The following is a 19333-nucleotide window of genomic DNA, read 5'->3' on the forward strand; positions in this document are numbered from 1 at the left end:
CACCGGTCACGCCCCTAGGGTGCCCAGGGGTTGGACACCGCCCAGCTCACGTCCTGGTTGTAGGACGAGGCGTTGTCGTAGGTGTGCGCGCCGCCGCTGGAGGCGACCCACACCTCCTCCGCGTAGTGCCGCACGTTCGTGCCCAGCTCGTTGACCGAGGCGAACCGCACACCGCCCGTTCCCGGCTGGGCGCAGAAGGTCGCGTCCTTCCGGAAGAGGTCGGTGTTCTCGTTGGTCGCCAGGCGGACCCGGAAGTCCGCGTGCCGCAGGAACTGGCCGGGGAAGTTGCGCGACTCGAACGAGTAGCACGAGGAGTCGGCCAGACCCCGTCGGACGACGAACGTGGCGTCGGACTTGGTCAACGCCGCGCTGGCGTCGTTCACCACGTCCGTGCGGGCCAGTCCGGACTGGTGCCGCAGGTACCGGTCGGTGAAGCCGGGCGTGGTCACCCGGAACGACCTCGCCTGGTCCAGCGGCAGGTCCGCGCCGCTGCGCCAGAGCCCGGTGCTCGCCGCCCACGTGGTGTCGGCGGCGTAGCTCCCGCCGCCGTCCCACGCGTTCGACCCGCCCGCGCTGGCGATGTAGACGGCCTCGTTGTAGTGCCGGATGAAGGACCCGCGCACGTTGTAGGACTCCAGCGCGGTACCACCGGTCCCCTCGCGGGCGCAGAACGTCGCGTCACCCGCGAAACCGGCCGACCCGTCGTTGGAGTCGGTGCGGATCCGGGAGTTCGAGTGCCGCAGGAACCTGCCGGGGAAGTTGCGGGACTCGAACGACAGGCACGCCGTGTCGGCCAGACCGGGACGGGCCCAGAACGTGGCGTCCTGCTTGGCCACGTCCGAGCTCGCGTCGTTGACGACGTCCGTGCGCCCCAAGGAGTCCGAGTGGCGCAGGAACCGGTCGGTGTACCCGGTCGTGGTCACCCGCAACGAGACCAGCTCGCCGCGGCCGACCTCGGTGCCGCGCGCGATGGCCAGCACCCGCTGGTTCACCTCGCGCACCCGCGCCTCGGTCATCTTCAGCACCCGGCGGTCGTAGGTGTAGAAGCCGTTGACCTCGTTCTCCACGTCGTAGGGCTCGGTGTAGACCGACGCCGACAGCCCGCGCGAGTGCACGAACTTGCCGACCTCCTTGGTGATGTCCACGTACCGGTTCGTCAGCGACGTCTCGTCCGGGTACAGCGCGCCGTAGGCGAACCCGGCTCCCGGCTGCCACTCGCTGCCGGTGACCCGCCTGCCCAGGCCGCCGTACTCGCCCAGCACCGCGACCCGCGTGGCCGTGGGAAGCCTGGTGCCGGTGGAGATCTGGTAGGCGTGGTCGTCGATCACGTCGCCGTTGGAGGGTTCCGGGTCGGACGCGCAGCAGTTCGAGCCGGAGTTGTGGTTGATCAGCCTGGTGTTGTCGATCGAGCGCACCAGGTCGACGATGCGGCCGTTGTCGTACTCGCCCCAGCCCTCGTTGAACGGGACCCACTGGACGATCGACGTGATCCCCTTGAGCTGGTCGACGATCCGGCGCAGCTCCGACTCGTAGTTCGCGTGGCTGGCGACCGGGGTGTCGTCGACCGCGTCGAGCGCGGGCATGTCCTGCCACACCATCAGCCCGAGCCGGTCCGCGTGGTAGAACCAGCGGGCCGGTTCGACCTTGATGTGCTTGCGGACCATGTTGAAGCCCAACGCCTTCTGGCGTTCCAGGTCGAACCGGAGCGCCTCGTCGGTCGGCGCGGTGTAGATGCCGTCCGGCCAGTAGCCCTGGTCGAGCGTGCCGAGCTGGTACACGAACTTGCCGTTCAACGTCGGCCGCAGCACACCGCCGATCATCGCCTTGCCGATCGACCGCATGCCGAAGTAGCCGGTGACGGCGTCCCCTCCCCCGATGCCCGTGAGGCTCACCCGCAGGTCGTAGAGGAACGGGTCGTCCGGCGACCACAGCCGGGCGTTCGGGACGGGGATCCGCAGGTGCGACCCGGTCGGGCCGGTGGCGGTCCCGACGACCTGCCCGCCGCTGAGCACCTCGGCGCGGGCCTGCAGGCCGGACGTGCCCTGCACCACCAGGTCGAGCACACCCGCGGAGACGTCCGGGGTGGTGTCGAGCCGGGTGATGCTGGCCTCGTTGACCGGTTCCAGCCACACGGTCTGCCAGATCCCGGAGGCGGCGGTGTAGAAGATGCCGCTGGGGTCCTTGCGCTGCTTGCCGATCGGGAACAGGCCGCCGTCGACGGTCGAGCGGGCCCCGACGATGATCTCGTTCGCGCCCGACTTCAGCGCGGACGTGATGTCGAGGGAGAACGCGTCGTAGCCGCCGGTGTGCGTCGAGCCGACGCGGACCCCGTTGACCCACACGCGGGTCTCCCAGGTGACCGCGCCGAAGTTGAGCTTGACCCGCTTGCCGCTCCAGGTGCTCGGGACCGTCACCGTGCGGCGGTAGTACATGTTGTCCTCGTGCCGCTTGATCCCCGACAGCGCGGACTCGATCGGGTAGGGCACCAGGACGCCCTCGGACAGCGTGCGGCCGATGGGCGGCGAGTCGAGGTTGGGGGCTCCGGCGAACTCCCACACCCCGTTGAGGTTCAGCCACTCCGAGCGCACCAGCTGCGGGCGCGGGTACTCGGGCAGCGCGTTGGTCGGTGAGACCTGGGCGGTCCAGGGGGTCGTGAGCTGGAACGGCTTCGGCTGCCAGGTGGCAGCCGAAGCCGTTGGTGCGACGGCGACCGCGGCCGTCGTCGCTAGTAGGAGACCGGTGACGACGCTCAGGACGCGTCGGAAGGAGGACATCGTTGGCTCCAAGACTTCGCAGGGGAACGCAGCCGGGCCGTGCTGGTGGAGCGGGGACCTCCTATCTCCCGGGTTTCGTCCGGGCTAGCGACCGTTGCAGGACCACCACCAGGAGCAGGAACGCCCCGCTGACCACCGACTGGTAGTTGCTGTCGAGCGTGCCGATCTGGTTGATGATGTTCTGGATGACGTTGCGCAGCCCCACACCGATGACCGTGCCGAGCACGGTGCCCGCGCCGCCGGTGAGCAGGGTGCCGCCGATGACGACGACCGAGATGGCGTCCAGCTCGGTGCCCACGCCGATCACGGTGACGCCGGACTGCAGGTAGGCCGCCGTCAGGGCGCCGGCCAGTCCGGAGAGCACACCGCTCATCGTGTAGACGGTGATCTTGGTGCGGGCGACCGGGAGGCCCATCAGCAGCGCGGACTGCTCCGCGCCGCCGGTGGCGAACACCGACTGGCCGAACCTGGTGCGGCGCAGGACGACCGCGCCGATCACGCAGAGGACCAGCGCGATGAACACCGGGTACCCGAAGCCGCCGATCGTGCCGCGGCCCAGCTCGATGAACGCCGAGTCGGCGGGCACCCGGTAGGTGTTCGAGCCCTCGTCGGTGATCGCCAGCAGCAGCCCTCGCGCGAACAGCAGCGACGCCAGCGTCACGATGAACGGCGCCATCTTCGTCCTGGCCACCAGCACGCCGTTGACGAACCCGATCAGCCCGCACACCGCCAGCGGCAGCGCGAGCGCGACCAGGAACCCGTACTGGGAGCCGTAGGCCGCCAGCACGCCGCCCAGCGCGTAGAGCGACCCGACGGACAGGTCGATGCCGCCGGTGATGATCACGAACGTCATGCCGAGCGCGATCACCGCCAGGAACGAGCTCTGCAGGGCGAGGTCGCGCAGGTTGTCCAGGCTGCCGAAGCGCGGGAACGAGAACCACGCGACGGCCACCACGATCACCAGCGCGATGGCCGCGCCCTGCCGTTGCAGGACGCCGGTCATCAGCTCGCGGCGGGTGGCGGCCGCGGTGTCCGGAGGATCGGTGATCACGGCGGTCAACGGGTGCTCCGTTCACGGGCGACGTACACCGCGACGACGATGATCGCGGCCTGGACCATCTGCGCGGTCGAGTCGGGCAGGTTGTGCTTGATGAGCGTGGCGCGCACCAGCTGCATGAGGATCACGCCGAACACCGTGCCGAGGATCCGCACCCGGCCGCCGGTCAGCGCCGTGCCGCCGACGACCACCGCGGTGATCGCCGACAGCTCCATGAGCATCCCGATGTCGGCCGGGTCGCTGGCGCTGAGCCGCGCGGTCGCCAGCACGCCCGCCACGGCCGCGAGCAGGCCGCAGATCGCGTACACGCCGACCAGCACGGCCTTCACCGGCAGGCCCGCCAACGCGCTCGCGGTGCGGTTGCCGCCGATCGCGACCAGCCTGCGGCCGAACGTGGTCCGCCCGACCAGCAGCGCCATCACGACCGACAGCAGGCCCGCGATCCACACGCTGATCGGGATGCCCGCGAGGTCGCCGGTGCCCAGCTCCAGGAACGTCTTGTCGTGCAGCTGGACCAGCTGGCCGTTGGCGATCACGAGCGCGAGCCCCCGACCGCCGACCAGCAGGGCGAGCGTCGCCACGATCGGCTGGATGCCGACGTGGGCGACCAGGAACCCGTTGAACGTCCCGGCGGCGAGCCCCACCACCAGCGCGATGGCGATGGCGGGGACCGGACCGGCGCCCAGGTACAGCGGGATGAGCGACGCGGCGAGCGCCATGACGGCGCCGACCGACAGGTCGACGCCCTCCGTGCCGATCACCAGCGCCATGCCCAGCGCGACGATGCAGACCGGCGCGGCCTGCACCAGCTGCGTGCGGAAGTTGCCCAGCGTCAGGAAGTTCGCGGTGAAGAACACGTTGAACAGCAGCAGCGCGGCCACGGCCACGTACACGCCGTACTCCTGCAGCCACCGGGCGACGCGCGCGCGGTCGATCCCGCCCGCCGTAGCCGTCACCGCGGTCACGGCGCCTCCCCCGCGATCGCGGCGAGCACCTTGTCCTGGGTCAGGTCGTCCCCGGACAGCTCACCCACCACCGCTCCGTCCTTGAGCACGACCAGCCGGTCAGCCCCGTCGAGCAGTTCCTCCATCTCCGAGGAGATCAGCAGCACGGCCAAGCCTTCCTGGGCGAGTTCGTCGATCAGCGCCTGCACCTCGGCCTTGGCGCCGACGTCGATGCCGCGGGTGGGCTCGTCGAGCAGCAGGACCTTCGGCTTGGTGCACAGCCAGCGGGCCAGCAGCACCTTCTGCTGGTTGCCGCCGGACAGCTCCGACACGAGCTGGTCGGGGTTGGAAACCTTGATGCGCAGGCGTTTCACGAAGGTGTCGACGATCTTGTCCTGCTTGTCCCTGCTGACCACGCCGAAGCGGGACAGCTGGGGCAGCGCGGCGAGCACGATGTTCTCCCGCACGGACAGGTTGGGGATGATCCCCTCCGCCTTGCGGTCCTCCGCCAGCATGTTGACGCCCGCGGCCATCGCCGCGCCGACGTCACCTGACTTGAGCGCCTTGCCGCCGACCAGCACCGTGCCGCCGTCCAGCGGCAGGGCGCCGACGATGGCGCGGGCGGTCTCGGTGCGGCCCGAGCCGAGCAGCCCGGCGAGGCCGACGACCTCACCGGGCCGGATCGACACCGACACGTCGGACAGCCGGACCCCGCTGGACAGGTTGTCCGCTTGCAGGATCGGCTCCCGACCGGCCTGGTGGTCCTCGCCGAACGCGGTCGCGCCGTGCTCGCGGATGTCGTTGACGCTGCGACCCAGCATCATCGACACCAGCTCGATGCGGGACAGGTCCCCGAGCGGCCCGGTGTGGACGAGCTTGCCGTCGCGCAGCACCGTGACCTGGTCGCAGATCCGGTACAGCTCGTCCATCCGGTGGCTCACGTAGACGACCGCGATGCCCTTCTCGTGCAGCCGTTCGACGACCGAGAACAGCGTCTCGACCTCGCGCGGCTCCAACGACGAGGTCGGCTCGTCCATGATCACCACGTCGGCGTCGGTGGACACCGCGCGGACCAGGGCCACCATCTGCTGGGCGCCGACGCTGAGCGTCCCGAGTGGACGCTTCACGTCGGTGTCGATGCCGTAGCCGCCCAGCAGCTCCGCGGCCCTGCGGTTCATCTCCGCCCAGTCCACGAGCCCGAACCTGGTCTTCGGCTCGCGGCCGAGGAACACGTTGGCCGCCACGCTGAGCAGCGGGACGAGGTTGACCTCCTGGTAGATCGTGGAGATCCCGGCCTCCTGCGCCCGCACCGGGCGGTCGAAGGACACCACCTCGCCCCGCAGCCGGACCTCGCCGGAGTCGGGGCGGTGCACGCCCGTGAGCACTTTGATCAGCGTGGACTTGCCCGCGCCGTTCTCCCCGACCAGGGCGTGCACCTCCCCCGGCCGCACCGCGAACGACACCCCGTCGAGCGCGCGAACGCCGACGAACTCCTTCACGACGTCGGTGACCTCCAGCACGGGATCCACGTCAGTACGCGTTCCCGAGCTTCTGGCTCGCGTTGGTCTCGTCGTACTGGTCGTCGGAGATCACCACGTTCTCGCTGATCTCCTTGCCGTCCGCGAAGTCCTGCAGCACCTTGAAGGACAGCGGGCCGAAGCGCGGGTTGGACTCGACGACCGCGTTGTAGCCGCCGTCGGCGACCAGCTGCACGGCGTTCTTCGTGCCGTCGATCGAGACGATCTTGACGTCCTTGCCGGGGTTCTTGCCCGCGGCCTTGAGCGCGGTGACCGCGCCGATGCCCATCTCGTCGTTCTCGGCGTACACCGCGGTGATGTCGGGGTTGCTCTGGATCAGCTGCTCCATGACCGCCTGGCCCTTGGAGCGGTCGAACTCACCGGTCTGCTCGGCGACCACGGACAGGCCCGCCGTCTTGGCCAGCTCGTCCTTGAAACCCTTGGTGCGGTCGGTGGTCACGTTGTTGCCCGACGAGCCGAGCAGGATCGCGACCTTGCCGGTGCCACCGGTCACCCGGACCATCTCGGCGGCGGCGCGCTTGCCCTGCTCGACGAAGTTGGACCCGATGAACGTCAGGTAGTCGGTGCACGCGGCGGAGGTCACCTTGCGGTCGATGGTGACGACCGGGACCTTCTTGGCCTTCGCCGCGTCGAGCGCGGGCTGCAGGCCGTCGGAGTTGAGCGGCGCCACGATCAGCAGCTGCGCGCCCCGGTCCAACATGGACTTGATGTCGCTGATCTGCTTGTTCAGGTCGCTCTGCGCGTTGGTGACCAGCAGCTTGTCGGAGGCGATGCCCAGCTTCGCCGCCTCGTCCTTGATGGACTGGGTCTCGGCGATGCGGAACGGGTTGGCCTCCTTCTCCGACTGGGAGAAGCCGACGATCGCGCTCTTCACGTCGACCTTCGGGTAGCCGGTCTTCTCCAGGGTGCAGCCGGGACCACTGGCCTGGGACGCCGCGGCGGAGGCCGCGGGGCCGGAGCCGGTCTGGCTGGTGGTCTCGGCCTCGCGGCTGGTGCAGGCCGTCAGCGCGACGGTGAGCGTGGTGACCGCGAACAGGGCGGCTTTGGTGCGGCGCACGGGCGGCGTGGACATCGGTTGCTCCTCGGTCGGACGGCGTGAGCCCCGTCACTGAGACGGGACGGTGACAGATTTACATCGTTGGTACAACGTTGTAAAGACCCAGGTGAACAGGTTACGATCACACCCGTTCCCCATGAACCGACGCCGATGGGAGGCCTTGGTTGGCCACGCTCAAGGACGTCGCCAGGCTCGCCGGTGTGTCGGTCAAGACGGTGTCGAACGTGGTCAACGGCTACGAGTTCGTGAAACCGGACAACCGCCGCCGGGTCGAGGAAGCACTGGCCACGACCGGCTACCGCCCCAACATCGGAGCGCGCAACCTGCGCCGCGGCCGCACCGGCTCGCTGGCGCTCGTCCTGCCCGAGCTGAGCATCCCCTACTTCGGCGAGATGGCCGGACTGGTGCTGGAAGCGGCGCAGGAGCACGAGTGGAACGTGCTCATCGAGCAGACCCTCGGCACCAGGGAACGGGAACGCGCCACGCTCGCCGCGCTCGGCCCGCACATGATCGACGCGGCAATAGTGAGCCCGGAAGCGTTGCACTCCAGGGACTTCGACGAGCTCGACCCCGGCATCCCGGTCGTGATGCTCGGCGAGCACTCGGTCGACGTGCCGATCGACCACGTGGGCATCGACAACGTGCGCGCCGCGCGGGTCGCCACCCAGCACCTGATCGACCTCGGCCGCCGCCGGATCGCCGCCATCGGCGCGCACCCCTACCGCGGCACCGCGACGCAGCGCCTGGAGGGCTACCGCTCCGCGCTCACCGCCGCCGGTCTGCCGGTCCGCCACGACCTCATCGTGCAGGCCCTCAACTACCACCGACGCGACGGCGCCGAGGCGATGGCGCACCTGCTGTCGCTGCCGGAACCGCCCGACGCGGTCTTCTGCTTCAACGACCTGCTGGCCATCGGCGCGCTGCGGGCCGCGGCCGAGCACGGGACGCGGGTGCCCCAGCAGGTGGCGGTCGTGGGGTTCGACAACAACGAGGAGAGCGCGTACAGCATGCCCTCGTTGACGACGATCGCACCGGACAAGGCGGCCATCGCGCATAGCGCGGTCGACCTGATCCGGCGCCGGATCAAGGGCGGGCAGGAGCTGGACCCCGAGGACGTGCAGACGCCGTTCTCGTTGGAGATCCGCGAAAGCACCCGCTAGAGGTCTGCCCCGGCGGCGCGTTCACACGCGCCCGAGCGCTCCGCCGGGGCGGTTCGACCGCGTTCCGGTGTGATCGCGCCGTTCACAGCACCATGTGACCCATGCCACACCCACCTGAGAACCTTCCGGCCGTTCCGGGCGTCTTGCGGGGTGTGGGACCACTACGGGGAAGATCGGCGGAACGCGACGAGGCGCACCTCGTGCGCCTGGTCGCCAAGGGCGATCGGGCCGCGTTCGAGGAGCTCTACCGGCGCACGTCGCCGTGGATCGCCGTGCGGCTGCGCCGCCGGTGCGCGGACGACCAGATCGTCGCCGAGGTCATGCAGGAGACCTACCTGTCGGTGTGGCGCGCCGCGGGCGCGTTCGCCGGGGCCTCGGTGGACGGGACGGCGGTCGGGTGGCTGTGGACGATCGCGGCCCGGCGGCTGATCGACGCGTTCCGGCGCCGGGCGCACCACGCGGAGCCACCGCCCGCCGCGGCGGCGGACGCCGTGGTGCCGCCGGTCGAGGACGAGGTCCTCGCGGGCGTGGTCGGCGACGACGTCGGCGACGCGCTGCGGCAGCTGGCACCGGAGCTGCGGCAGGTGTTGCAGGCCATGGTCCTCGACGGGCTGACCGTCCGGGAGACCGCGGTCCTGCTCGGGGTGCCGGAGGGCACCGTCAAGACCCGCGCCCGTCGGGCCCGGATCGCCATGCGGGAGGCGCTGTCATGACCGTGGAACACCCCTCCGGACGACTGGTCGAGCGGTACGCGCGCGGCGACGCGGACATCCCGGCCGACGAGGTGTGGGCCGTGGAGTCGCACCTGGAGAAGTGCGCGCCGTGCCGGGCGCGGCTCGCGGACGCGGGCGACGGCGCGTTGGTCGACGCGGTGTGGACGGACCTCGCGCCGATGCTGGACGGCGTCCCGCAGATGCCGTACCGGAGACCTCGGGTGCGGCGGTTCCACGCCTGGGTCACCCCGTCCATGGTGCCGTGGCTGATCATGATGCTGGTGGTGGCCGTCGTGGCCGTGGTGTTCGACCACATCGCCGCCGATCCCGACCAGGTGTCGCTGGTGCTGCTCGTCGCACCCGTGCTGCCGGTGCTGGGCGTGGCCGCGTCGTGGTCGCGGGGGCTCGACCCGACCTACGAGATGTCCGCCGCCACGCCCCGCGCCGGACTGCCGCTGCTGCTGCGGCGCACGCTCGCGGTGCTGCTCGCGGTGATCCCCGCGCTGCTGGTCGCGGGGTGGGACGCCTCGACCGCGCTGTGGCTGCTGCCCTGCCTGGCCTTCACCACCACGACGCTCGCCCTCGGCGGCCTCGTCGGCGTCACCCGCGCCGCCGTGGCGCTGGTCGTGGTGTGGGCGGCCGTGATCGTCGCGCCGACCGTGGCGCTGAACCGCACCCCCCTCGCCCTGCACGCGGGCGGCCTGCCCGTGTGGGGCGCGCTCGTCGCGCTGGGACTCGTCGTCGTGGTCGTCCGCAAGGGCGCCTACACGCACCTGGGCGCACACCGATGAAAGAGGAGCACATGACCCGAGTGGTGAGCGCGGCCGAGACCGCACCGACCACCTACTCCCACGAGATCAGGGCCACCGGCCTGAAGGTCCGCGTGGGACTGCGCAAGATGGCCGTCGACGGGCTCGACCTGTCGCTCGGCACCGGCGTCCACGGGCTGCTCGGCCCCAACGGCGCGGGCAAGACCACCCTCATCCGCGCGCTCGCGACGGTGCTGCGGCCCGCGGAGGGCAGGCTCGAACTGCTCGGCTCCTCCGTCGGGGGACGGGTCGACCTGCGGGCGCTGCGCCGCCGGATCGGCTACCTGCCGCAGGAGTTCGGGTACTACAAGCGCTTCACGGTCCGCGAGTTCGTCGAGTACATGGCGTGGCTCAAGGAGATGCCCAAGCGGGACGTCCCGGCGGCCGTGCAGCGCGCCGTCGAGCGGGTGGGCCTCGCCGACCGCGCCGACCACCGGATGAAGACGCTGTCCGGCGGCATGGTCCGGCGCGCGGGGATCGCGCAGGCGATCGTGAACGACCCGCGGGTCCTGCTGCTCGACGAGCCCACGGCGGGCCTCGACCCGGCGCAGCGGCTGCGGTTCCGCGAGCTCCTGCAGGAGCTGGGCACCGACAGCTGCGTCGTCGTGTCCACGCACCTGGTCGAGGACGTCGCGGCGGCGTGCACGGACGTCGTGCTGTTCGCCGACGGCAAGCTCGTCTTCCAGGGCACCCCGGACAGGTTGGCCGCCGAGGGCGGGTCGGAGCACGTGGGCGACAGCCCGATCGAACGCGGCTACTCGGCGCTGCTGGGCACGCCGGGGAAGGAGCAGGGGCAGTGGTGAACCGGCGGATCCTGGGGATCGAGCTGCGCCGCTCGGTCGCGCCGTGGGCGGGCTTCCTGGTCGCGGGGGTGGCGCTCGGCTTCCTCTACTCGTTCAGCGGGCCGTGGGACAAGAGCGCCGAGGACTGGACCGAGCAGTGGACGAACGCGGCGGGCTGGGTGCGCTCCCTGCTGAACATCCTGTGGCCGCTCGCGATCGGGGCCGGTGCGCTGCAAGGGCTTCGCGACCACCGCTCGGGGGTCGGCGAGCTGCTGGCCAGCACGCCGCGGCCGGTGCTGCACCGCGCGCTCAAGACCCTGGGCGCGACGGCGATCGCGGTGACCGCGGGCTACCTGCTGGTCTTCGCGGTGGCGGCGGTCCAGGTGGTGGTCAACGACGGCTACTTCCACCTCGCGTGGGTGCCGACCCTGCTGGTCGGCGTGCTGGGTCTGGTCGCCGGGGCGTGGCTGGGGATCGGTGTCGGCCGCGCGCTGCCCTCCCCGCTGACTCCCCCGCTGCTCGCCCTCGCGTCGCTGGTGGGTGTGACGGTCTTGACGCTGGCGGGCGACCCCGCCAGCTCGGTGGGCGGTGCGCTGCCCGCACGGGTCTCCCTGCTGTCCCCGTCCATGGGCAACGTGCGGGACGTGTTCGCCATCGTGTCGGACCGGGTCAGCGCCGGCCAGGCGGTCTGGCTGGCGGGGCTGGCGGCCACCGGTCTCCTGCTGGCGACCGCGCTCACCGCCCGGCGACGCCTGCTGTCGTTGCTGCCCGCCGTGGTCGCCGCGGCCGTGGCGCTGGCCGTCCTGCCCGCCGACCGCGCGCAGGACTACGTGTTCGACCACGCGGCCGCCGAGCTCGTGTGCCAGGGGTCGATCTGCGTGACGAGGATGCACGAGGCGCAGCTGCACGCGGGGGCCGGGCAGGCCGAGGAGGCGCTGCGGCTGCTGGCGAGGCTGCCCGACCACCCGACCGCGGTGCGCGAGGTCCTCGTCGGGGAGGACGAGGGCGTCCGGCCGCGGTCGTCGACCGAGGTGACCGCGACGTTCGACGACCTGGACCTCGCCAAGAAGGAGAAGCTGACCCGCCGCCTCGTCGCGGGCGCGGGGACGCCGACGTGCTTCTCCTACTCCAAGATGGTCACCCACGAGGACTACACCAAGTCCATCAGGGAGACCGTCGCCCGCTCGGTGGCCGCGTCCTGGTTCGTCGACTCATACGCACCGCCGTACCCGGAGGGGTCGGACTCCTACCCCGATGCGGCCGAGAACAACACCCTCGCCAAGCGGACCTACGACTCGCTGCGCGCACTGCCCGCGGGCGAGCAGCTCGCCAGGATGTCCGCCCTGCGGTCCGTCGGGCTGTCCTGCCAGGGCGACCAGCTCGACGCGCTCACCGGCGGTGCCCCGTGAGGTGGCTGACCCTCTACGCCCGCTCCCGCCAGGTCCCGGCCTGCGTCGCGGCCGTGCTCGTCGGCACCACGGTGGCGTGGTCGCTGATCGCCGACGACCAACCGGGCTTGCGGACGGCGAGCATCGTGCTCGCCACGGCCGTCGCCGCCACGGCCGCCGGCCTGAGCGGCCAGGACCTGGCACTGGACCGCACCGCCGCCATCCGCTGGCTGCCCCGGCGGGCGGCGCACGTGCTGCTCATCGGCGCCTTCGCCGCCGCCACGCTGCTGGTGCTCCAGCGGATCGGCGCCGACCTGGCCCCCACGGCCGTCGTCATCCGCGACGCCGCGGGCCTCACGGGCCTGGCCGCACTGGCCGCCACCGCCTTCGGCGCCCAGTACGCCTGGACCCTGCCCGTCGCCTGGCCCACCATCGCGTTCTTCATCCCCATGTCGGACGACCTCCCGTTCCGCATCACCACCTGGATGCTCCGCCCGCCCGACACCACCGCGGCGACCTGGACCGCCATCACCCTGGCCGTCCTCGGCACCACCGCCTACGCCGTGGCGGGGCCGCGGCGGTAGGCGTTGTCCCGGTGCCAGGCGAAGTAGCGCTCGGACTCCGGCCGGTGGGCCCCGCACCGCAGGCCCGCCAACCGCCGGAGGTACCCGCCGACCGCCTCGCCCAGCCCGTCCGCGTCCGGCGTGACCAGCACCCGCCCGTCACCACCGACGGCCAGGTACCCGTCCTCGTAGAGCCGGTCGCACCCGAGGCCGCACGCCAGCATCGCCACGTTGCGCAGGTCGTTGCGCTCCTCGTCGGTGCACAACGACCGCGGCTTCACGTGGGCGGCGACCAGGAAGTCCACCGGGAAGTCCTGGCCGCACAGGTCGCAGGCCGCCCGCGACCGGTCCCCGACGAGGAACCGGCGCAGGTAGCCCTGTTCCTTGCGGTACTTCCGCAGCGCCTTGCCGTCCAGCACCGCGAACCGGGCGCCTTCGCGGACGGGGATCTCGGCGGGACCCGCCATGCTGACCGTGGCGGGCCCCGTCGACGCCACCGCGCCAGGCACGGTGGCCAGGACGGCGCCGACGAACGAGCTGCGGTGGCCGAGCTCGTCCGGGTGGATCCGCACGGACCCGTTCTCCCGCAACAGGTCCAGCCCCTTCTGGACCATGGCCACCGGCACCGGCTTGCCCGCCTCGGACCTCTTGGTGACCACGCGCACCACCTCGGGGTCGACGCGGATGATCCGGTTGGGCAGCCCGGTCACGGTGAACAGCTGCTTGCCCACCAGGGAGCGGAGGACGTCCAGGGCACTCGGCGGCGCCGGGTCGTGGTCGGCGAGGCCGACGGAGGTCAGCAGCGCCCGGAGGTCGACGTCCACCAGGTACTCGCGGTGCAGCACCTCCACCGCCCGCGCCCGGAACCCGCGGTCCCCCAACCGCTCCGCCACCACCCGCGTGAACCCGGCCCGCTCACCCGCCTCCCACAGCTCGACCTCCGCCCCCAGCCCCCAGTACGGCTCGTCGGGCTCCCCCACCCCGAACCCCGCCAGCACCCGCCCCGCGTCGACCCGGAACTCCGGCCACGAGAACACCCGGTCGCGCCCAGCCGCCACTTGACCAATGGCCCACAACAACACCAACGACCTGTCCCGCCCGCGCTCCCGCAACCGCGCGAACGACAGCACCGGATCACCCCGCCCCACGTCCACCTTCGCAACCCGCCCCGGCCCGGCGTCCTCCACTGGCTCCACCCGCACACCGTGACACATGGTCAACAACCACGCCCCGCACGGGCGTGACCGCCAGCCGACAACCCCTCATAGACCGAACAGTCCAAACATCGGTTTTCCCAAGCCATACCATTCCGGAAACCAATGCTCAAAAGCACGGAAAATACGTATCCCGGTATTTCCCGACACCCTCACCCATCCGCCTGACGTGCCCGGACTCCCCTTCCGGTGCATTCGGAGCAGCGAATCGGGCCCTTGCACCCGGTCGCACGAGTGAGAAGAGAACGACTGATGGAATCCGTTCGTCAACGTGGACGACGGCGCGCGCTTGGCGCGTTAGCCTGCGCGGCGCTGGCCGCTTTGAGCACCATCACCCTCGTCCCTGCCACGGCCGCCGCGCCCGCGCCGGCGGCCGGAAAGTGCGGGCCGCTGGACGTGGCCTTCGTGCTGGACGACACCGGCAGCATGGGTGGCACGATCGCGAACCTGAAGACCGGGATCAACAGCATCGTGAACGACGTCGTGACCGCGTCCGGTGGCGACTACCAGCTGGGGCTGGTGACCTTCAAGGACACCGTGACCGTGGTGGACGACCTGGCGCCGGGCAACGCGGCGGCGATCACGAGCCACGTGACGAACACATTGGCGGCGGGCGGGGGCGGGGGTGAGCCGGAGGCGTCGGACGAGGCGGTCAACACGGCGGTGAACCGGTTGCCCGCGCTCGGGCGGCCGCAGGTCGGGGACTTCACCGGGGTGTGGCGGTCCACGGCGACGAAGTTCGTCGTCCTGGTCACCGACGCGCGGCCGGGCGGGTTCGACGACAACTACGTCGTGGGCGCGGACGACGTGAACGCGGCGGCGCGCGCGACGGACGCGCTCGGTGCGGGCATCAAGATCTCGGCGGTGTACGTGCCCACGTCGTCGGCGTACAGCTCGACGATCGTGCCGGTCATGCAGAACTACGCCACCACCACCGGTGGCGTCTACACCCAGGCGGCCGCGGACGGGAGCGGGACCGCGACGGCGATCCAGCGGTTCCTGAGCGACTGCAGGCAGACCGACGTGTTCATGCACGACCAGTCCACCGACACCGGGATCGAGCCCAACCCCAACGGAACGGTGTGGAGCAGCCCGGACATCAAGGTGTGCCCGACGCTCGCGGACTGCCCCGGCGGCCAACCGGTCGTCGGCTCGACCAGCTACGTGCACGTCAAGCTGCACAACCCCGGCCCCTACGGCAGCGGCCCCGGTCTCGGCACGCTGAAGGTCTACTACACCGCGCAGGGCGGCGCGGCGGTCTGGAACCCGGTGACGGGCGGCGACTGGACGTTCATCGGGCAGCAGGGCGTCACGGTCCCGGCCGGGGCGACGGTCGTGAAGATCCCGTGGGTCACCGTGCCGGGGCCGGGGCACTTCTGCCTGCTCGCGCGGTGGGTGTCGGCGACCGACCCGATGACCTTCGCCGAGGTCGGCAACACCGTCCTCAACGCCAAGAACAACAACAACATCGCCTGGCGCAACGTGGACAGCGTCCGCGTGAAGACCGGGCAGACCACCGGTTCGCCGTTCCAGGTCGGCAACGGCACCGACCGGACGATCAAGACCGACCTCGTCGTCACCAGCCCCGGCAAGCCCTTCGTGGGGGCGGGCGGCTCGCTGGTGCTCGACCTCGGGCCGCGGCTGTTCGAACGCTGGCGGCAGACCGGCGGTGGCGGTGAGGGCGTGAAGCAGGTCGGCGAGACCTCGCTGGAGATCACCGACGCCCGGCAGGCCCGGATCACCGGGCTGGTCGTCGAGCCCGGTGAGCGGTTCGAGACGACGCTGGTGTTCACCGGCCGCCAGCGCGGCGAGTTCGTGCAGCACGTGGTGCAGTTCGACGAGACCGGCGACATCGGCGGTGTCGAGTTCCAGGTCGTCGTCGAGTAGCGGGTCGGGGGCGGACCCAGGGGTCCGCCCCCTCCCTGCGCAGGACCGGTCCAGCCGGCATGCTCCGCCGATGGACCTCGTGGAGCAGGACATCGCGACCTCGCTGGGCCGCCTCCAGGTGCGGGTCGGCGGCGAGGGCCCGACGATGCTGTTCTGGCCGAGCCTGCTGATGGACGGCACGATGTGGGCGGCGCAGGCCGAGCACTTCGGCGTCGACCACCGGGTGGTGCTGGTCGACCCGCCCGGTCACGGCGGCAGCGAGCCGCTGACCCGGCTGTTCGACTTCGACGAGTGCGCGCGCTGCGTCGTGCAGGTGCTCGACCACCTGGGCGCGACCACCGCGGACTTCGTGGGCAACTCCTGGGGCGGCATGATCGGCGCCACGGTCGCCGCCCGCTTCCCTGAACGGGTCGACAGCGCCGTGCTGATGAACTGCACCGCCTCCCCCGCCCCGACCCGGCAGCGGGTCGAGTTCGCGCTCCTCACCGCCGTGGCGAAGCTCGTCGGCGGCATTCGTGGACCACTGGTCAAGCCCGTGGTCGACGCGTTCGTCGGCAGGACGACCCGGCGCGAACGGCCGGAGGTCGTCGCGGCGATCCGGGCCGCGCTGCGCCGCGTCGACATCGCGTCGGCGGCATGGGCGGTGACCAGCGTCGTGCCCCGCAGGCCCGACCAGCGGGACCTCGCCGCCACGATCCGCGCCCGCGTGCTGGTGGTCGCGGGCGCCGAGGACGCCACGTTCCCGGTGGCCGAGACCAGGGTGATGGCCGACGCGATCCCCGGCGCCCGCTTCGTGGTGCTGGACCGCACCGCCCACCTGGCCGGGCTGGAGAACCCGGCCGAGGTGAACGCGCTGATCAGCGACTTCCTCGCTCGGTGATCGCCAGCTGGGTCATGAACCGCTTGGTGACCCGACCGCCGTGCCGGTCGTCGATCAGGCCGGCGATGCACCGGTACAGGCCGTCGCGGGCCTCGGCGGGCAGCGCCCGGTGGCCGGAGTAGGTGGACAGCAGGTCCAGGTACCCGGCGGCGGTGTAGGTCAGCTCCCACTCGTGGCGCCGGAACGACACCGGCCCGAAGCGCCCCGACTCGTCGAACTCGGCGGAGTCCTCCGGGATCGCCGACGACGGCTCCAGGCGCAGGTCCGGCGGTGTCGCCGGGTCGAAGCGCTCGTAGCAGCGCTGGGCCGCCTCGAAGAACGGCACGGTGCCGCCGCGCACGTGGTGGGTGGAGATCACGACGAGCGAGCCGCCGGGCCGCAGTAGGTCGGCGGACTTGACCACCCGCACCTCCGGGTCGACCCAGTGGAAAGCCGTCGCCGACACGACGAGGTCGAACGGCGTCGCGGGCGGTTCCCAGTCCTCGAACGCCGAGACGACCACGTCGGCCTCGGGGACGTTGCGGCGGGCCAGGGCCGCCATGTTCGCGTTCAGCTCCACGGCCGTGACCGACCAGCCGAGGCGGGTCATCGGCAGGGTCGCCTGGCCGGTGCCGGCGCCGATCTCCAGCACGCGTGCGCCAGGGCCCGCGAGGGACGAGAGGTCGGCGACCACCTCCGGCGGGTACCCCGGTCTGCACCGGTCGTACAGCTCGGCGTCCTCGCCGAAGATCCCGCGCAGCGCGTCGTCGGTCATGACCGGAACAGGTGGGTGATCATGACCGACATCGTCACACCGGTCGCCCGGTCGCGCATCCGGATTACCGGTGCGGTGGCGGTGGCGGGATCGACGTGAGGTCCGGCGCCTGCTCCGGCCAGACGAGCAGCACCGGGCACGGCGCGTGGTCGACCACGAACCTGGTCGCCGGACCCAGGCTCTTCGGGCCCAGCCGCGAGCGGTCGCCGTCGCGGGCGACGACGAGCAGGTCGGCACCGTCCACCGCGGCGATCACCTCGCCCTCGGGACGGCCGTGGCGGTTCACCGTCGTCGCCGGTCGGCCCAGCTCCTCGGCCGCGACCCGCAGCAGGTGCTCGGCGGCGGCCTCGGCCAGCTCCTCGACCTGGTGGCCGGGGTCGTGCTCCGGGTGGCCGCGGCCCAGCAGCCCGGCGAACGCCCCGTGCGCGGCGCCGGGTACGTCCGACGCGGTGACGTGCAGCAGGACCAGGTTCGCGTCGGGCGGGGTCAGCGTGCGCGCGGCCCGCACGCACGCGCGCCAGGTCCCTTCGACCACCCAGACGACGACGTCCACGATGTCAGCCTCCGATCACGGTCAGCCCCGCCCAGAGTCCCAGGACGGAGAGCACGAGCGACACCGGCACGGTGAGCAGGCCGAGCTTGGTGAACTCGGCCAGGTCGGCGGTGGTGTCGTGCTGGTGCAGGATCCGGCGCCACAGCAGGGTCGCCAGCGAGCCCACGTAGGTGAGGTTCGGGCCTATGTTGACGCCGATGAGGACCGCCAGCACCGCGCCCGTGCCGCCGGAGGCCGCCAACGGGAGCAGCACCAGCACGGCGGGCAGGTTGTTGATCAGGTTGGCCAGCACCGCGGCGACGGCCGCGAGCCCCAGCAGCGCGAGCAGGGTGCCGCCCGTGGGAATGAGGTGGCTGACCGCCGAGGACAGCCCGTTGTCGACGACCGCGCGGACCACGATCCCCAGTGCCAGCACGAAGACCAGGAACGGGACGCTGGTCGCGCCGACCAGCGCGGTGGGGGTGGTCGTGCGGCGCACCAGCGCGCGCACGCCCAGCACCAGGGCGCCGCCGAAGGCGGCCCACGCCGGGTCGATCCCGAGCGGCGAGGTGACCGCGAACCCGACCAGGGTCAGGCCGAGCACGACCAGCACGAACGTCGGCGCCTTGCGGTCCGGCACCGGCATCGGCGGCCCGTCGGCGCCCGCGGCCAGGTCGGAGGCGAAGAAGAACCGGAACACGACGTACTCGACGGCGACCGCGGCGAGCCACGGCAGCGCCATCAGCCCGGCGAACGCGGTGAAGGAGATGCCCGCGGCGGTGAACGCCAGCAGGTTCGTCAGGTTCGACACCGGCAGCAGCAGCGACGCCGAGTTCGCCAGGTGCGTGCACGCGTACACGTGCGGCTTGGGCCGGGCGCCCAGCCGGGAGGCCGTCGCGAACACCACGGGCGTCAGCAGCACCACCGTGGCATCCAGGCTGAGCACCGCCGTGATGGCCGCCGCGACCCCGAACACCGCGCCCAGCAACCGCTTCGGGCTGCCCGAGCACAGCCGGGCCATCAACGACCCGGCCGCCTCGAACAGCCCTTCGTCCGCGCACAGCCGCGCCAGCACCAGCACCGCCGCCAGGAAGGCGACGACCGGCGCGAGCCGTTCGACCTCGGCGACCGCGTGCGACCACGGGATGGCGCCCGTCGCCAGCACGACCGCGGCGGCGGGGACGGCCGCCACCGCCTCCGGCAGACCGCGCGGCCGGATCACGGCGAACGCCAGCACCGCGACCAGCAGCACCACGGACACGACGGTGTTCAGCCCGGACC

General features: G+C 71.7%; 17 protein-coding genes. 8 read left to right on the forward strand and 9 right to left on the reverse strand.

The features are described 5' to 3' along the window. Nucleotides 1-14: 14 nt before the first annotated feature. The 5 genes from CLV43_RS28545 to CLV43_RS28565 form a co-directional block, all read right to left on the reverse strand. A complete protein-coding gene (locus CLV43_RS28545) occupies nt 15-2774 on the reverse strand; it encodes an AbfB domain-containing protein (protein WP_106190784.1) in 2760 nt (919 codons plus the stop codon). Nucleotides 2775-2835: 61 nt separating this feature from the next. Then, nucleotides 2836-3777: an ABC transporter permease gene (locus tag CLV43_RS28550; protein ID WP_106191372.1), complete on the reverse strand. Its 942-nt coding sequence runs from the start codon at nt 3775-3777 to the stop codon at nt 2836-2838. 53 nt (nt 3778-3830) lie between these two features. Then, entirely contained in the window at nt 3831-4787 is a 957-nt protein-coding gene (locus CLV43_RS28555; RefSeq protein ID WP_106191374.1) for an ABC transporter permease subunit, read from the reverse strand. A gap of 5 nt (nt 4788-4792) precedes the next feature. Continuing rightward, nucleotides 4793-6304 (reverse strand): sugar ABC transporter ATP-binding protein, encoded by a 1512-nt coding sequence (locus CLV43_RS28560; protein WP_106190786.1) that lies wholly within the window; start codon nt 6302-6304, stop codon nt 4793-4795. Nucleotide 6305: 1 nt separating this feature from the next. Beyond that, nucleotides 6306-7385: an ABC transporter substrate-binding protein gene (locus tag CLV43_RS28565; RefSeq protein WP_106190787.1), complete on the reverse strand. Its 1080-nt coding sequence runs from the start codon at nt 7383-7385 to the stop codon at nt 6306-6308. A gap of 149 nt (nt 7386-7534) precedes the next feature. Here CLV43_RS28565 and CLV43_RS28570 point away from each other — a divergent pair, with 149 nt between their 5' ends. The 6 genes from CLV43_RS28570 (at nt 7535) to CLV43_RS28595 (ending at nt 12806) form a co-directional block, all read left to right on the forward strand. Next, nucleotides 7535-8530 carry a LacI family DNA-binding transcriptional regulator gene (locus CLV43_RS28570; protein WP_106190789.1) on the forward strand — a complete coding sequence of 332 codons (996 nt, stop codon included), beginning with the start codon at nt 7535-7537 and terminating at the stop codon, nt 8528-8530. Nucleotides 8531-8730: 200 nt separating this feature from the next. Continuing rightward, entirely contained in the window at nt 8731-9243 is a 513-nt protein-coding gene (locus tag CLV43_RS28575; RefSeq protein ID WP_245887063.1) for an RNA polymerase sigma factor, read from the forward strand. Beyond that, nucleotides 9240-10034, forward strand: coding sequence for a cupin domain-containing protein (locus CLV43_RS28580; protein ID WP_106190792.1), 795 nt, complete (start codon nt 9240-9242; stop codon nt 10032-10034). The genes CLV43_RS28575 and CLV43_RS28580 overlap by 4 nt, the downstream gene beginning before the upstream one ends. 11 nt (nt 10035-10045) lie before the next feature. Next, nucleotides 10046-10855 carry an ABC transporter ATP-binding protein gene (locus CLV43_RS28585; RefSeq protein ID WP_211304603.1) on the forward strand — a complete coding sequence of 270 codons (810 nt, stop codon included), beginning with the start codon at nt 10046-10048 and terminating at the stop codon, nt 10853-10855. Continuing rightward, nucleotides 10852-12243, forward strand: a complete 1392-nt coding sequence (locus CLV43_RS28590; protein WP_146174947.1) for a hypothetical protein — start codon at nt 10852-10854, stop codon at nt 12241-12243. Before CLV43_RS28585 ends, CLV43_RS28590 begins: the two co-directional genes overlap by 4 nt. Next, on the forward strand, nt 12240-12806 hold the full coding sequence (locus CLV43_RS28595) for a hypothetical protein (protein WP_106190797.1): 567 nt from the start codon (nt 12240-12242) through the stop codon (nt 12804-12806). The genes CLV43_RS28590 and CLV43_RS28595 overlap by 4 nt, the downstream gene beginning before the upstream one ends. On the opposite strand, the gene CLV43_RS47965 is transcribed toward CLV43_RS28595, so the two are convergent. Beyond that, nucleotides 12779-13981: an HNH endonuclease signature motif containing protein gene (locus CLV43_RS47965; protein ID WP_170156055.1), complete on the reverse strand. Its 1203-nt coding sequence runs from the start codon at nt 13979-13981 to the stop codon at nt 12779-12781. The two genes, CLV43_RS28595 and CLV43_RS47965, sit on opposite strands and share 28 nt — an antisense overlap. Before the next feature lie 339 nt (nt 13982-14320). Between CLV43_RS47965 and CLV43_RS28605 the strand changes: the two genes are divergently transcribed. Both CLV43_RS28605 and CLV43_RS28610 read left to right on the forward strand, forming a co-directional pair. Beyond that, complete coding sequence (locus CLV43_RS28605) at nt 14321-15886, forward strand: vWA domain-containing protein (RefSeq protein WP_245887064.1); 1566 nt, start codon at nt 14321-14323, stop codon at nt 15884-15886. Between the two features lie 70 nt (nt 15887-15956). Further along, nucleotides 15957-16766, forward strand: coding sequence for an alpha/beta fold hydrolase (locus tag CLV43_RS28610; protein WP_106190800.1), 810 nt, complete (start codon nt 15957-15959; stop codon nt 16764-16766). Here the strand turns inward: CLV43_RS28610 and CLV43_RS28615 are convergent. The 3 genes from CLV43_RS28615 to CLV43_RS28625 all read right to left on the reverse strand — a co-directional run bounded on the left by CLV43_RS28615 (nt 16744) and on the right by CLV43_RS28625 (nt 19313). Continuing rightward, complete coding sequence (locus tag CLV43_RS28615; RefSeq protein WP_106190802.1) at nt 16744-17520, reverse strand: class I SAM-dependent methyltransferase; 777 nt, start codon at nt 17518-17520, stop codon at nt 16744-16746. The two genes, CLV43_RS28610 and CLV43_RS28615, sit on opposite strands and share 23 nt — an antisense overlap. A gap of 64 nt (nt 17521-17584) precedes the next feature. Continuing rightward, nucleotides 17585-18073, reverse strand: coding sequence for a universal stress protein (locus tag CLV43_RS28620; RefSeq protein ID WP_106190804.1), 489 nt, complete (start codon nt 18071-18073; stop codon nt 17585-17587). A gap of 4 nt (nt 18074-18077) precedes the next feature. Continuing rightward, complete coding sequence (locus tag CLV43_RS28625) at nt 18078-19313, reverse strand: SLC13 family permease (RefSeq protein ID WP_106190805.1); 1236 nt, start codon at nt 19311-19313, stop codon at nt 18078-18080. Between the last annotated feature and the right edge of the window lie 20 nt (nt 19314-19333).

This window comes from Umezawaea tangerina, assembly GCF_003002815.1.
GTDB lineage: Bacteria > Actinomycetota > Actinomycetes > Mycobacteriales > Pseudonocardiaceae > Umezawaea > Umezawaea tangerina.